Annotated in this window: 15 protein-coding genes; 8 read left to right on the forward strand and 7 right to left on the reverse strand. The window is 31.8% G+C overall.

The genetic code is table 11. The features are described 5' to 3' along the window. Positions 1–125: 125 nt before the first annotated feature. The 7 genes from tig to Q0891_RS03500 form a co-directional block, all read right to left on the reverse strand. A complete protein-coding gene (tig, locus tag Q0891_RS03470; RefSeq protein ID WP_299098803.1) occupies positions 126–1,448 on the reverse strand; it encodes a trigger factor in 1,323 nt (440 codons plus the stop codon). Positions 1,449–1,528: 80 nt separating this feature from the next. Next, positions 1,529–1,876 (reverse strand): phage holin family protein, encoded by a 348-nt coding sequence (locus Q0891_RS03475; protein ID WP_299098805.1) that lies wholly within the window; start codon positions 1,874–1,876, stop codon positions 1,529–1,531. 7 nt (positions 1,877–1,883) lie between these two features. Next, positions 1,884–2,972, reverse strand: a complete 1,089-nt coding sequence (locus tag Q0891_RS03480) for a hypothetical protein (RefSeq protein ID WP_299098807.1) — start codon at positions 2,970–2,972, stop codon at positions 1,884–1,886. 25 nt (positions 2,973–2,997) lie between these two features. After that, on the reverse strand, positions 2,998–4,092 hold the full coding sequence (locus tag Q0891_RS03485) for an energy transducer TonB (protein ID WP_299098809.1): 1,095 nt from the start codon (positions 4,090–4,092) through the stop codon (positions 2,998–3,000). Positions 4,093–4,117: 25 nt separating this feature from the next. Continuing rightward, positions 4,118–5,209 (reverse strand): toxin-antitoxin system YwqK family antitoxin, encoded by a 1,092-nt coding sequence (locus Q0891_RS03490; protein WP_299098811.1) that lies wholly within the window; start codon positions 5,207–5,209, stop codon positions 4,118–4,120. Between the two features lie 24 nt (positions 5,210–5,233). Next, on the reverse strand, positions 5,234–5,995 hold the full coding sequence (locus Q0891_RS03495) for an alpha/beta fold hydrolase (protein ID WP_299098813.1): 762 nt from the start codon (positions 5,993–5,995) through the stop codon (positions 5,234–5,236). Between the two features lie 129 nt (positions 5,996–6,124). Then, a complete protein-coding gene (locus Q0891_RS03500; protein ID WP_299098815.1) occupies positions 6,125–6,838 on the reverse strand; it encodes a pyridoxine 5'-phosphate synthase in 714 nt (237 codons plus the stop codon). 90 nt (positions 6,839–6,928) lie between these two features. On the opposite strand from Q0891_RS03500, the gene Q0891_RS03505 reads away from it, so the two are divergent. From Q0891_RS03505 to murI, 8 genes are all read left to right on the forward strand, one after another. Next, the gene (locus Q0891_RS03505; protein ID WP_299098817.1) at positions 6,929–7,585 is read left to right on the forward strand and encodes a CBS domain-containing protein; all 657 of its coding nucleotides are present in this window, start codon (positions 6,929–6,931) and stop codon (positions 7,583–7,585) included. A gap of 80 nt (positions 7,586–7,665) precedes the next feature. After that, a complete protein-coding gene (locus tag Q0891_RS03510) occupies positions 7,666–8,544 on the forward strand; it encodes an NAD kinase (protein WP_299098819.1) in 879 nt (292 codons plus the stop codon). Positions 8,545–8,656: 112 nt separating this feature from the next. Further along, a complete protein-coding gene (locus Q0891_RS03515; protein WP_299098821.1) occupies positions 8,657–9,346 on the forward strand; it encodes a DUF6089 family protein in 690 nt (229 codons plus the stop codon). A 1-nt stretch (position 9,347) separates the two neighbouring features. Beyond that, positions 9,348–10,088, forward strand: a complete 741-nt coding sequence (locus tag Q0891_RS03520; protein WP_299098824.1) for an isoprenyl transferase — start codon at positions 9,348–9,350, stop codon at positions 10,086–10,088. Positions 10,089–10,098: 10 nt separating this feature from the next. After that, positions 10,099–12,669, forward strand: a complete 2,571-nt coding sequence (gene bamA / locus Q0891_RS03525; protein ID WP_299098825.1) for an outer membrane protein assembly factor BamA — start codon at positions 10,099–10,101, stop codon at positions 12,667–12,669. Positions 12,670–12,807: 138 nt separating this feature from the next. Further along, positions 12,808–13,926, forward strand: a complete 1,119-nt coding sequence (locus Q0891_RS03530) for an OmpH family outer membrane protein (RefSeq protein WP_299098827.1) — start codon at positions 12,808–12,810, stop codon at positions 13,924–13,926. A 58-nt stretch (positions 13,927–13,984) separates the two neighbouring features. Further along, entirely contained in the window at positions 13,985–14,485 is a 501-nt protein-coding gene (locus tag Q0891_RS03535) for an OmpH family outer membrane protein (RefSeq protein WP_299098829.1), read from the forward strand. A 64-nt stretch (positions 14,486–14,549) separates the two neighbouring features. After that, positions 14,550–15,329 (forward strand): glutamate racemase, encoded by a 780-nt coding sequence (gene murI, locus Q0891_RS03540; RefSeq protein WP_299098832.1) that lies wholly within the window; start codon positions 14,550–14,552, stop codon positions 15,327–15,329. Positions 15,330–15,331 lie beyond the last annotated feature (2 nt).

A 15,331-nucleotide genomic window follows, 5' to 3' on the forward strand; every position in this document is an offset into this window, starting at 1 on the left:
TATCTAATAAAACTGAAAATTACGCTAAATAGTATGTAAGTTTTTGATGTAAAACTAATTCCATAAAAAAAGCGTAAAACCAATCAGTTCTACGCTTTAAAGATACTAATTATTTTAAAGACTGCTTAACTATAAAATTCTTTTACGAAATCATCATAAGTGATTTCTTTAGTTTTTATATTAGCTTCTGTCTTATATAAGTTTAATAATTTTTGACTAACCAATTGCTCAGACATACGCTTTACTTCATCTTGGTTACCTAAAATACGTGCTGCAATGTCTTCTAATTCTTTTTCTGAAGGATTCATTTGACCAAATTGTGCCATTTGACCTTTAATCATATCCATAGAATACGACTTTAATTCTTCAAACTGTACTTGAAGATTGTGTTCTGCAATTAGCTTACCTTCAATAAGTTGGTAACGCATGCTTTTTTCAGACTTTTCGTATTCTTCTTTTGCTTGCTCTTCAGTCATTTCTTCTTCACCAGCAGTTTGCATCCATTTTTGTAAGAAACTAGATGGTAAATCGAATTTTGTATTTTCAATTAAGCTCTCGGTAACATCGTTTAATAATTTCTGATCACCTTGTTGTGCAAATTGCTTTTCAGAATCTTCTTTTATTTTGTCTTTTACTTCTGTAACAGACGTTACTTTACCTTCACCAAATAACTTATCAAATAACTCTTGGTCTAAATCTGCTAATTCACGTTCGTTAATTTCAGTAACGGTAAAGTTAACTTCAATTTCTAATCCGTGAGCATCATCGTGAGGTACTTTTAACGCATTCATTAAGTCGTGATCGTCATTAAATAAACCTTTTGTTTTTAATGTTATTACGTCACCAACTTTTGCTCCGATAAACTTCTTAGGATTTGTTTTTCCTTTTAATTTATCTAAAGTAATCATTGTAGAATTCTCGATTTCTTTTTCCTCGTTAGTAAACGTACCCGTAATTTCAGAGTCTTTTGTTACTTCGGTTTGAGAAACGATTTTTCCGTATTGTTTTTGGATGTTTTCAATTTGATCGTCGATCATTTTGTCATCTGCAACAATATTATAATGTGTTATTGCTTTTTTACTTTTTAGGTTGACATCAAATTCTGGAGCTAAACCTAATTCAAATTCAAACGAAAATGCTTCAGCATCCCAATCTAAATCGTCTTGAGCTTTTGGTAAAGGATTACCTAAAACGTCTAGTTTTTCTTCAACTAAATACTTACCAAGTGCATCTTGTAGTAATTTGTTTACTTCATCTACTAATACAGCTTTACCATATTGCTTTTTTACCATTCCCATTGGTACGTGACCTTTTCTAAAACCAGGAATGTTTGCAGACTTACGGTAATCTACTAATATTTTTTCTACTTTATCGCTATAATCTTCCTTTGCGATATCAACTTTTACAACTGCATTTAATGCATCGATGTTTTCTCTTGTAATGTTCATTTTTATTGAAACTAAAATTGGGCTGCAAAAATACAATATTTTTTGCAACCCAACAACAGTTTTAAGCGTTTGTATATCAGCTACTTTTTATCGTCTTTTAAAAAGGATTGTAGCAGCCATTGCAAGATAGACAGTAGGATGCTAAATAAAATTGCGGTTCCGAAATTGGCAACGCTAAATCCGTCGATTAATTTGTCTGCGACTAATATTATTATTGCGTTAATTACGATTAGAAAAAGTCCTAATGTAATTATAGTAATGGGTAAGGTTAAGATGACTAAAATAGGCTTTACCAATAAATTTAAAATAGATAATACAACGGCTACAATTAGTGCGCCAACATAACCATCTACCGCTACACCAGTTAAAACATGTGCTAAAACAAACACAGCTAGGGCGTTTAATAAAAGTCTTAAAATTAGATTCATAATTTTTTTAATTTATGACAAAAACAATTGGTATTGAGAACGGCATTTTTACGGCCTTACCAAATTGCATTGCTGGTTTAAATTTTGGCAACTCTCGCATGACTCTTTCTGTTTCAATTCTAAGAATATGATGAGGTGCTTTTATGCTTACAATACTTACATAACCGTAAATATCTACTTCAAATTTAACTAAAATTATTTGTTCGCCAGATAAACCAATATTGTTTGCTAAGTTAATATCGAAGTTATCTAGAATTATTTTATTAACCTTTTCATTGGTACATTTTTTAAGTGCCTTATTACTTTTGTGAGACTCGCAACCTGGATAAATTGCAACATTCTCTACGATACCTTCTGGTACCTTGGTGCTTTTTAAATTAGAGGCATTATCTAAATTGGTAGAACCATAATAGTATTTAATTTTCTCAGTTTTTTTGCCATTAGAATCATATCTTATCCAAGTATTATGCAAGCGATTTTTATTGTAATTACCTTTCCATTCTAAAATTTCATTGGGTAAATAGCGGTATTCATCGCCTTCAAGTTTATCCTTTTTATTTTGGCCTTTTAATTTGAGGTCTCCATTTTCGTAAAAATGCTTGTACAGGCCATTGCGCTCGTTATCTTTATAATTTACCAGCCATTCTATTGTTCCATTCTCATAATAGCGTTTCCATTCACCTGAAAGCCCATTTTTGTCATAATTAGCTTCAATTTCTAATGTTCCATTTTCGCGATAGGTTTTAAAATAGCCTCCTTTTAATTGTCGCTTATATTGTAAATTTCCGCTCTTGTAGTAGCCGAACCAAATATGTTCTCCGTTAATTTCTTCCGTTTTACTTCGTAATATTCCATCGTCGTAAAAAGAACGATATTCCACATTGAGTTTTCCTTTCTGATAACTGTACAATCTTGAAACTTGACCGTTTTCATAATAACTTTTCCAATCGCCATCGCGTTTTCCATTTTTATACTGTCCTTTAACCTTAATCGTATCTGAATCATAAAATATTTCAAATGGACCATCAGGAGGGTTTTGAGCAATTGAAAATTGAACGCTTAATAAGAAAACAATTAGTGTAAAAAGGTATTTCATATTGAAGATGGTTAACGACATTAGATTATCTACTAACTTGAAATACAATAGGAATAGAGAAAGGCATTATAACAGGTTTGTCTCTTTGAAATCCAGGAGACATTTTTGGCAACAATTTAATAACTCTTATCGCTTCTTCGGCTAAACCAGGATGAGGAGCTTTCGCTTTTGCCTCTATAACATTTCCGGTTTTGTCTATTTTAAAATTTAGGACAATTCTCTGTCTTCCTATTAAATTTAATTTTGTTGCTAATTCAGTGTTGAAGTTTTTACCAATTAGTTGGTTTACGTTTTTATTCATGCACCCTTTTCTAGTTTTATTGGTTAACATGTCTTCACAACCAGGATAAACAGGAACGCGCTCAATAACACCATCTGCAACTTTAGATGGGTTTAAAATCCCATTAAATTCAGCTTTGCTTGAAATTCCATCTTTAAATTTAATTTTTTCAACTTTCTTGCCTTTCGCATTATATTTAATCCAAGTATTAGCTAGTCTGCCATCTGCATAACTGCCTTCCCATTCAAGTATATTACCTTCTAAATATCTTTTTTCTTTGCCATGGAGTTTTTCTTTGGCCATAGAACCTTCTAATTTAAGATCTCCATTTTCATAGTAATTTTTATAAGAACCATGTCTATAACCATCTTTGTATGTTACGACCCATTCTAACTGGCCGCTTTCATAATATTTTTTCCATTCACCCACTAAATCAAATTTTAAATAAGTGGCAACGATTTCTTTAGCACCACTTTCGTAAAAACTTTTAAAATAGCCGGTTTCAAATTGCCTTTTATAATCTAAATTTCCACTTTTAAAATATCTAAAATTGACATAGACACCATCTTCTAATTCGGTTTTGTGGCTTAGAACACCATTTTCGAAATATGACATTTCTTCTTTATCGAATTTGCCATTTGTGTAGCTATAAATTCTTGAAACCTGTCCGTTTTTATGATACTGTTTCCATTTACCTACGCGTTTTTTGTTTTTGTATTGGCCTTCTTTTTTAAGTTCACCAGAATCGTAGAATTCTTTGTATGGACCATCTGGTTGTATTTGTGCTATTGTGAACTGAAACGTAAATAAGAAAACAGTTAATGTAATAAGGTATTTCATATTGAATATTATTGATGAAATTAGGTTATCTCGTAACTTGAAAAACTATAGGTATTGAAAATGGAAAATTTTTAAGTTTTCCATCTTGCATAGCAGGAACAACCTTAGGAAGCATTTTTATAACTCGATAAGCTTCTAATTTCAAAGAAGGAGTTGGTCCAGCTACATCTATGACTTCAATTTCTCCTTTTTTATTTGCTTTAAACTTGATGAAAATCCGTTTTTTTCCTGGAAGTAAACCCTTTGCTAGATTCGTATTAAAGTTTTTTAATATAAATGCACTAACGTTATTGTTCATGCAGGTTTTTCTTTTTCTGTTTGTTAAAGCCTTTTCGCATCCTGGATAAATAGGAATACGTTGAGTAACTCCATCAGGTACTTTAGTAGGAGTTATTATTTTCCTAAATTCTTTATTTGAAGATAATCCATTTTTAAATTTTATTTTTTCAGGTTTAGAACCTTCAGCGTTAAACTTCGTCCACGTGCCATGCAATTGGCCTTTTTGATAAGTCCCAGTCCATTCTAATTCTCTGTTTTTTAAAAACCTTTTTTCCTGTCCATTTACTTTGTCTTTAGAAATGTTACCTTCAAGCTTTATATCTCCATTTTCGTAGTATTGCTTGTACATCCCATGTCTATAACCATCTTTATAAGTTACAATCCATGCTATTTGTCCATTTTCATAAAATTGTTTCCATTCACCAGAAAGTTCAGAATTACTGTAGGTAGATTCTACAAGTAGTTTTCCGTTTTTTAAAAATTTTTTGAAATAACCATTGCCAAGTTCATTGATTGTTTTCAATTCACCGCTTTTGTAAAAACTTCTTTTAATATAAGTGTCATCTTCTTTTTCTGTTTTACTTTTAAGAGATCCATCTTCATAATAGGATATAAAGTCTTTGTTTTGTTTTCCATCTTTATAACTGTATATACTTTTAACTTGACCGTTTTTATAATAGCTCTTCCATGTTGAAGCACGTTTGTTAGATAAATATTGACCTTCAAGTAGTAATTCGCCAGAATCATAATATTTTTTATACGGACCATCTGGTTGTATTTGTGCTATTGTGAACTGAAACGTAAATAAGCACAAAACAACTAAAACTATATACTTCATATGGATTAATTAAGTTTTATAAAGTTAAACGAAATTTATGACAGCGTCATAAAATTCTTGAGGGTTTTCAGCATGCAACCAATGGCCAGCTTTGCTGATGGTTATAATTTTAGAATTGGGAAAATGACGATGAATAATAGTTTCGTCTGCTTTTGGTATATATTCTGAACGATCACCTCGTAAAAATAAAGTGTCCTTATTAAAACTGGCATGTATTGGTAAGGCTTCACCAACTTCAGAAACATTTTCTTTTAAAACTTCTAAATTAATTCGAAGACCTAGCTGTCCTTTCTCAACCCAATATAAGTTTTTTAGCAAAAACATACGTGTGCCAACGTCTTGTATATAATTACTTAGAGCTTTATCTGCTTCTCCTCTAGATTTAATTTGCGTAAAATCTAAACTACTTAATCCTTCTAAAATTGCATCGTGATGTACAGGGTAATAGCGTGGCGAAATATCAGCCACCAATAGTTTACTTACTAATTCTGGGTATTTTGAAGCAAACAGCATAGCTGTTTTTCCACCCATAGAGTGCCCTAATAATATGATGTCGTTTAAATTATGAGATTCACAGTAATTTTTTAAATCTTCAGCTAATAGATCATAATCAAAATCGTTTGAATGAAAACTGCGACCGTGATTACGTTGATCTACGAGGTGTATTTCAAAATTAGATTCAGAAAATTGTCTTGCCAAGGTTTTCCAATTATCTCCCATGCCTAAAAATCCATGTAGAATAATAAATGGTTTGCCTTCTCCTATAATGTTTGAGTGTAGTTTCATGTTTTTTAATTTTTACACAAAAGTGCAATGACAATGCGTGTTAAACGAGAATGTGTTTTTGTAAAATTGTATTTAAATAATTGAAATTTCTCATTTTAATCTGAGATACTTCAACTTTACAATATGGTTTTATTTTAGCTTTTCTAAATACATGCTAATTACATTCTCAATGCCTAAATATAAGCTTTCAGCAATAAGAGCGTGCCCAATTGAAACCTCTAATAATCCATTAATATGTTCTTTAAAAAACTGAATATTTTCTAAGGATAAATCATGTCCTGCATTAATACCAAATTGCAATGAATTTGCTAATTCTGCACACTCAGAATAAGGCTTAATCGCTTCTTTATTACCTAGGCTATATTGATGAGCAAACGCTTCAGTATAAAGTTCAATTCTATCCGTTCCTGTTGCTTTTGCACCTTCAATCTGGTGTAAATCTGGATCTACAAATATGGATGTTCTAATACCATTATCTTTAAATTCTTTAATTACTTCAACTAAAAAATCTTTGTGCTTTATGGTGTCCCAACCAGCATTAGATGTTATAGCATCAATAGAATCTGGTACTAAAGTAACTTGCGTGGGTTTTATTTTTAGAACCATGTCTACAAACTTAGGAATAGGATTGCCTTCAATATTGTATTCTGTGTAAACTTCTGGTTTTAAATCATAAGCATCTTGATAGCGAATATGTCTTTCGTCTGGTCTTGGGTGAATAGTGACACCTTCCGCACCAAAACGCTGAACGTCTTTTGCAAACTGAACCACATTTGGTACGTCACCACCACGACTATTTCTGAGAGTTGCAATCTTATTTATGTTTACACTTAATTTGGTCATAATTAAATTTTTTGATTAACAAAAATACAAACAAGTGCATGCTTTTTGTGGGTTTTTTTGATTAATTTGCACCTAAATTTATTTTGCATAATGGAGCTTCAAAATTTTGTAATCAATGATATTAAACCCTTAAGTGTAACTGATAAAATTGGCGATCTACAAACGTTATTTAATCAATTGACATATTCACATATTCCTGTAATGAAGGATAATGTCTATATGGGTTGTATTTCTGAAACTGATACGCATTGTTTTGAGAACAATATTACCATTAGTGACTGTGCCTATGCTATTGAAGGTTTTTTTGTGAGACCTACCACAAATTGGTTAGATGTATTAGAAGCATTTGCACAAAATGACTCTAATATTTTGCCAATTCTAGACCAGAATAATAAATATCTTGGCTATTATGAGCTAAATGATATTATACATTTGTTTAATGAAACGCCATTTTTTTCTGAACCTGGTGGAATTTTAATTGTTGAGAAAGGAATTAACGATTATTCGTTTAGTGAAATTAGCCAAATTGTAGAGTCTAATGATGCTAAGCTTTTGGGTGCTTTTATTTCTAAAATGGATGGCGATTTAGTGAAGGTAACTTTAAAAATAAGTAATGCAAGTGTTAATGAAGTGATTCAAACCTTTAGACGTTACAGTTATAACATTGTTTCTGGTCATGAAGATGATTCTTATATTGAAAGTTTAAAAGAACGTTCACAATATCTCGATAAATACCTTAATATGTAATGATGAATTAAACTGTTTTAGATTTTTTTTGAATAAAAATAAAAGCACCGTTTAAGACTATTATAGAATAACAATTATACATGAAAGTAGCAATATACGGTCAAAATTACGTTAAGGAAACTACACAAAAGGCTGTAGAGCAATTACTTGATGTCTTATTAGATAAAAAGGCTGATGTTTTTTTTGAACGCGAATTTTTAACGACTCAGAGTTCTGAAATCCAAAATAGTTCAAAAGTGCAAATATTTGATGCGCTTGATACATCGTATGATCTATTAATTAGTGTTGGAGGTGATGGTACCATTTTAAGAGCTGTAACCTATGTTAGAGATTTAGGAATACCAATTGTAGGTATTAACACAGGGCGTTTAGGGTTTTTAGCAACTATACAAACCGAAGATATTGAGTCTGCATTAACTGAGATTTTTAAAGGCGAATACAAAATATCGGAGCGTTCATTGTTAAGTGTATCCACCGAGCCAGAACATGAGGATATACTTAAAACAAATTTTGCTCTTAATGAAATAGCTATTAGTAGAAAAAATACAACCTCTATGATTACTGTAGATACACATCTTAATGATTTGTATTTAACGTCTTATTGGGCAGACGGTCTTATTTTGTCTACACCAACTGGGTCAACAGGTTATTCTTTAAGTTGTGGTGGGCCAGTGATAACGCCAGATGCTAAGAGTTTTGCTTTAACACCTATAGCGCCTCATAATTTGAGTGCTCGTCCGCTTATAATACCAGATAATACAACAGTAAAGTTAAAAGTCAATGGACGAGAAGATCAGTTTCTCATGTCTCTTGATTCTAGAATTGTAACCTTATCTAATACAACCACTGTAACGATAGAGAAAGCAAATTTTGTTGTAAAAATGGTGGAATTATTAGATGAAACCTTTCTAGAGACGCTTCGAAAAAAATTACTTTGGGGAGAAGACCGACGCAACTAAATAATTAGGAATAACAATAAATACCTTAAAAATCAGTTAATCTGTAATACATTTTGTGTCAAATTGTTTCACAAAATTCTTAATTGTTATATTTGCAAACTTTGAAAAATTTATGAGGTATTTTTTTCTATTTTTATTTAGTGCTTTTATGGTTAACACAATTGATGCTCAAATCTATGAGGTTGGTGTGTTTGTTGGTGGTAGTAATTTTATTGGAGATGTAGGCTCGAGTAAATACATTTCTCCAAATCAGCCAGCTTTTGGAGCTTTATTTAAGTGGAATAGAAGTCCTAGGCATTCATTTAGAGCTTCCGTTACGTTTACAGATTTAAACGGTATTGATGGAAAATCTGACGATCCTAGAAGAATAGAAAGAGGTTATGAATTTAATTCTAATATTTTAGAAGTATCAGCAGGTATGGAATTTACGTTTTTTGATTTTGATCTTCATACAAGCGGAATGAAAGGAACACCATATTTATATACAGGTATATCAGTTGCCAATCATGATAATTTTTATTTTTCGCCAGCAGGCGAGATTGTTTCAGAAGATACAGATAGTTGGGCATTTGGGATTCCTATGGCCATTGGTTATAAAACCAATATTACCAATCAATTAATTTTGGCAGCAGAAATTGGTGCTCGTTATACGTTCTCAGATGAGTTAGATGGTAGTATGCCAGACTCAGAATATAGAGAGCAGTTTAGTTTTGGAAACATCAATAATAATGATTGGTATATGTTTACAGGATTTACACTAACTTACACCTTTGGTAGACGACCTTGTTATTGCAATTTTTAAAATGAGTATTAAAGAACAAATAAATAAAGATAAGCTTCCTAAACACATTGCTGTTATTATGGATGGTAATGGACGTTGGGCAAAGCAGCAAGGGCTAATAAGAGCAATTGGTCATGAGAATGGTACAAAATCTGTAAGAGAAACTGTAGAAGCCAGTGCAGAATTAGGGATAAAAAACCTCACACTTTATGCGTTTTCTACAGAGAACTGGAATAGGCCAAAATTAGAAGTTCAGACATTAATGAAACTTTTGGTTAAATCTTTAAAGAAAGAGATTAAAACCTTACAAGATAATGGTATAAAACTATCAGCCATTGGATCGCTAAAAGATTTACCTAGAAAAGCGCATAACGAACTATTAGATGTAATAGAAAAGACAAAAAATAATGATAATATGACATTAACCTTAGCGTTAAGCTATGGTTCTCGTGAAGAAATTGTTAATGTTATCAAAGAATTGTCAGTTAAAGTTAAAAATAATATAATTTCTTCTGAAAGTATTGATGAATCAATTATAAATAAGCATCTTTACACGCAAAATTTACCAGACGTAGACTTACTTATTCGCACAAGTGGAGAACAACGTATTAGTAATTTTTTGCTTTGGCAGATAGCCTATGCAGAATTATATTTTACAGATATTTTATGGCCAGATTTTAAAAAAGAAAATCTTTATGAGGCAATCGTAAATTATCAAAACAGAGAACGAAGATTTGGAAAAACAAGCGAACAACTTACCTAATAATTCAGTTTTGAATTCATTCATAAAACTTTTTTGTACTGTATTACTGTTTACAATTTCATTTGCAAGTAATGCTCAAGTAAAAGCAGGAGAAACCTATTTAATTAAAGAAATTACGGTTACAGGAAACACTAACTTTAGTGCACAAACCATAATAGCCTATTCTAAATTAAGAAAGGACGAAGAAATACAAGTTGGTGGAGAAAAAATCGCCAATGCTGTAAAAACATTATGGAAATCTAATTTATTTAGTAGTATTGATATCTATGTGACTAACATTGATGGAAGCACTGCAGATTTAGAAATTCAATTAATTGACTTGCCAGAACTTAAAGAACTTACTATAGAAGGTGTTAAGAAAAGTAAGAAAGATGAAATAATTTCGGAAAATAAATTAAAGCCTGGTGTAAAAGTTACAGAAAACTTAATCGCTACTACTAAAAACTATCTTACCAATAAATATAGAAAAAAAGGGTTCTTAAATACTAAAGTTAGTATTAAGACCACCCAAGTTATTGATTCTGTTGAGAAAGAGCGTGTTAATATGACTTTGGATATTAACCAAGGCGAGAAAGTAAAAATTAAGGCTATTACTTTTGATGGTAATGAAAAAATAGCGGATAAAAAGCTTCGTAAAGCAATGAAAAACACGAAGCAAAAAAGTCTAAGTCCGTTGAGAATCTTAAAACGCTCTAAATATATTGAAGACGATTTTAAAACAGACCTAGTTAGCTTAGTTGATTATTATAAAGAGAATGGATACAGAGATGCGAGAGTGATTTCAGATTCTATTACTTATATAGACGATAAAACGATAAACCTTAATATAAAAGTAGAAGAAGGTGAGAAATATACGTTTGGTAAAATAACTTTTGTAGGTAATACAGTATATTCTGACAGACAACTAGCACTATTATTAGGTATTAAAGAAGGCGATACATATAATGGAGTAGAATTGAGAGAACGTATTGCAGATGATACCAATCCAGATGCTCAAGATATTACCAACTTATATCAAAATAACGGTTACATGTTCTCTACAATTAATCCAGTAGAAGTAAGTGCAGAAGGTAATGTTATTGATATGGAAATTAGAATTTCTGAAGGTAAGCCAGCTTATTTTAACAACGTGACAATTGTTGGAAATGATGTTACTAATGATCATGTTATTTATAGAGAAATAAGAACACGTCCAGGAGAGTTATATAGAAAGTCTGATATAATTAGAACAATTAGAGAATTAGGACAATTAGGATTTTTTGACGCTCAGCAAATTACGCCAAATATCAAAAACCCTAATCCTGTAGATGGTACATTAGATGTAGAATATTCTGTTGCAGAACAAGGATCTAGTCAAATTCAACTGCAAGGTGGATATGGTGGAGGAGGTTTCATCGGTACTTTAGGTTTGTCATTCAATAATTTCTCAATTAAAAACCTTTTTAATAAAGAAGCGTACGTACCAGTTCCTAGAGGTGATGGCCAAAGTTTAGCATTAAGACTTCAAGCTAGTCAGTATTTTCAAACATATAGTTTTTCATTTAGTGAGCCTTGGCTTGGTGGTAAAAAGCCATACCAGATGTCAACGTCGCTTTCGCATTCTAAACAGTTTTTGTATGATTCATCTACAGGAACAGCAAATAAGAGTAGAAGTTTTAATATTACAGGTATAACCTTTGGATTGTCTACTAGACTTTCTAAACCAGATGATTACTTTTTATTATCACAGGCATTAAGTTATCAACATTATAATCTAAATAACTACACAACCAGCTTATTTACATTTGGTAACGGGACGTCTAATAACCTTTCTTATACTATTGGCTTAAGTAGAAGTGACCTTAGAATTGATCCAATTTTCCCAACAGGAGGTTCAAGTTTCAATATTTCTGCTAAATTTTCATTCCCATACTCTTTAGTAAACGGTGTAGATTACGGAGCCTTAAGCGAAGATAGAGCAGATGAGGTAGAAAATTTAAATAACTCAACCGTTGGAAGTACAGCTTATAACGATGCTAATACTAGAATTGGAGAGATAGATCAAGAACGTTTTAAGTGGTTAGAATTTTATAAAATTAAATTTAAGGCAGATTGGTACCAATCTTTAACAAAAAAGTTTGTATTAAAGCCTAGTGTAGAATTCGGGTTTCTTGGAGCATATAACAATGATAGAGGTGTAATCCCTTTTGAACGTTTCTTCGTTGGTGGTGATGGATTAGCAAACTATTCCTTAGATGGAAGAGAAGTGATTCAGTTACGTGGTTATCCTAATCAATCATTATCAGATACTGATGGTGGTTCTATATATAGCAAATTCTCTTTAGAATTGCGTTATCCTATTACTTTAGCCTCTCAAGCTAAAATATATGCGTTAACATTTTTAGAAGCAGGTAGTTCTGTGAATACATTCAAGGATTTTGATCCGTTTAACCTACAGAGATCAGCCGGTTTTGGGCTTAGAATCTTTATGCCAGCCTTTGGTTTATTAGGGATAGACTTTGGTCATGCATTTGATGCAGCTCCATATGGTGCTTCAGTGAAAAGATGGGAAACTCACTTTATAATTGGTCAACAATTTTAAGTTTGGCACGATATTTTCTAATAGCTTATTAAGAAATCATCATGGTGTTAAAATTTTTAAGAATTTATTTCGTTAAATTTGAACATTAGTAACATTAAACTATAAAAATTTAATGTTACGACAAAAATGTCTCAAAACATGAAAACAAAAATGATGAATTTTAAAGTTCTTTTTTTATTAGTAATTATAAGTTTCTTTGGCTTTAATGCAAATGCACAACGAGGTGTTAGAATAGGATATATTGATACAGAGTATATCTTGCAAAATGTACCAGAGTATCAAGAAGCTTCTGCGCAATTAGATAAAAAGGTATTAGGATGGAAATCTGAAATAGAATCAAAACTAAATGTCATTGCTCAAAAGAAAAAGGAGTTAGATAACGAAAGTGTTCTTTTAACGAAAGAGTTATATGACGAACGTTATGAAGATATCACTTATGAAGAAGCAGAGGTTTTAGATTATCAACAAAAGCGATTTGGACCAAATGGCGATTTAATGATACAGAAGCGTCAATTGATTGAGCCCATTCAAGATCAGATTTTTGCAGCTGTACAAGATATAGCAGAAACAGGTAAATATGATTTTGTGTTTGATAAATCAGCAGATGTTGTAATGCTATATTCAGCAGATCGCTATGATATTAGTGAGCGTGTTTTAAAAACGATTACAAGATCATCTAAACGCTCGCAAGCCAAAAGTAAAAAAGAACGTAAGGCTTTAGAGGAGGAGGAAGTTGTACCAGAAGTAAGTGAAGGTAAAGATGAACGTCAAAAAGCATTAGAAGAGCGTAAAGCTAAGCGTGAAGAACAATTGGCAGCAGCAAGAGCAGAGCGTGAAAAAGCAGCAGAGGAAAGAAAAATAGCTCAGCAAGAATTAAGAGATAAAAAGAAAAAGGAAGCAGAAGAACGTCGCCAGAGTGCAATTGATAAGAGAAACGCGAGAACTGAAGCTGTAAATAAAAATACTGACACGAAAAAGGATTCGATATCAGATAAAAGTAAATCAGCAGTAAAAGTAGATAGTACCATGGCAAAAGGAATCGTTAAGAAAGATTCTTTGAGCGGCAAGACACCTAAAACACCAGCTGAAATAGCAGAAGCAAAACGTCTGCAAAAAATAAAAGAAAGAGAAGCACGCCAAAAAGCGTTAGAAGATAGAAAAAAGAAAATTTTAGAAGACCGTAAAAAAGCGAGAGAAGAACGTGAGAGGCAAGTTAGAAAGAATGACTCTATCGCTAAGGCTAAGAAAAATGACTAAATAGTAAACAAACAACAAACAATAAATAATTTATAACACACAAATACACTTTAGAAAAATGAAACATTTAAAAACATTATTATTTGCAGCAGTACTTTTTATTGGAGCTACTAGTTTTACATCAGCACAAAGTAAAATTGCACATATAAATAAGCAAGAGCTAATTAAGGCGATGCCAGAATATGCTTCAGCTCAAGCTGAGATTGAAAAATTAGGTAAAACCTATGAGGCAGAAATTCAAGGTTCTTACAAAGAATTAGACGCTAAATATAAGCAGTACAACTTAGAGGCAGAATCTAAGACGGAAGAAGAAAACTTAGCACGTATGCAAGAAGTTGAAACGATGAAGCAAAGTTTAGGTCAATACCAACAACAAGCGCAAAAGCAATTGCAAGAGAAAGAATTTAATCTTTTAAAGCCAATTGTAGAAAAAGCAGATAACGCTATCAAAGCAGTCGCTAAAGCTCAAGGTTTTCAATACGTTGTAGATGAAGCAATGCTTATCGTTGCAGATGGTAAAGATATCATGGCAGATGTAAAAAAGCAATTAGGAATGTAATCCTAAGTTAAAATAAATAATTAGAAAGTCGCTTATTGTTAAGCGACTTTTTATTTTTGTAATAATGAGTAAAAAACCTATCGGTATATTCGATTCTGGAATTGGAGGTACATCTATCTTCAAAGAAATCCATGCCTTGTTACCAAACGAGAATTGTTTTTATTTGGCAGATAGTAAAAATGCACCTTATGGAGATAAATCTAAGGATCAAATACTTCAACTCAGTATTAAAAACACAGAATACCTAATAGCTAAAGAGTGCAAAATTATTGTGGTTGCCTGTAATACAGCTACAACAAATGCTATAAATTATTTAAGGGAAAATTACAATATTCCATTTATAGGTATAGAACCAGCTATTAAGCCAGCTGCTTTAAATACACAGACTAAAGCAGTCGGTATTTTAGCGACTAAAGGAACACTAAGCAGTCAGCTTTTTCATAAAACAACGGACTTGTATGCTTCAGGAATAAAAGTGATAGAACAGGTTGGTGAAGGTATTGTGCCATTAATAGAAGAAGATAAAGTAGGTACAAAAGAAATGCTACTGCTTTTAGAAAAGTATTTAGAACCAATGTTAAAGCAGAATATAGATTATTTGGTTCTAGGATGCACACATTATCCTTACCTGATTCCTATGCTAACCAAAATGCTTCCTAGTACAGTTAAAATTATAGATTCTGGTCTTGCTGTAGCAAAACAAACACAATCTGTATTGTCTGCTCATAATTTATTGAATGATTCTGAAGCGAAACCAAATATTAATCTATTCTCTAACGGTAATGTTGCAGTTTTAAATTCTATTCTAGATCATAAATTCAATGCTTCTTTTTTGGAATTCTAGTA

Origin of the sequence: uncultured Winogradskyella sp. (genome assembly GCF_947498005.1) — a bacterium.
Lineage (GTDB): Bacteria > Bacteroidota > Bacteroidia > Flavobacteriales > Flavobacteriaceae > Winogradskyella.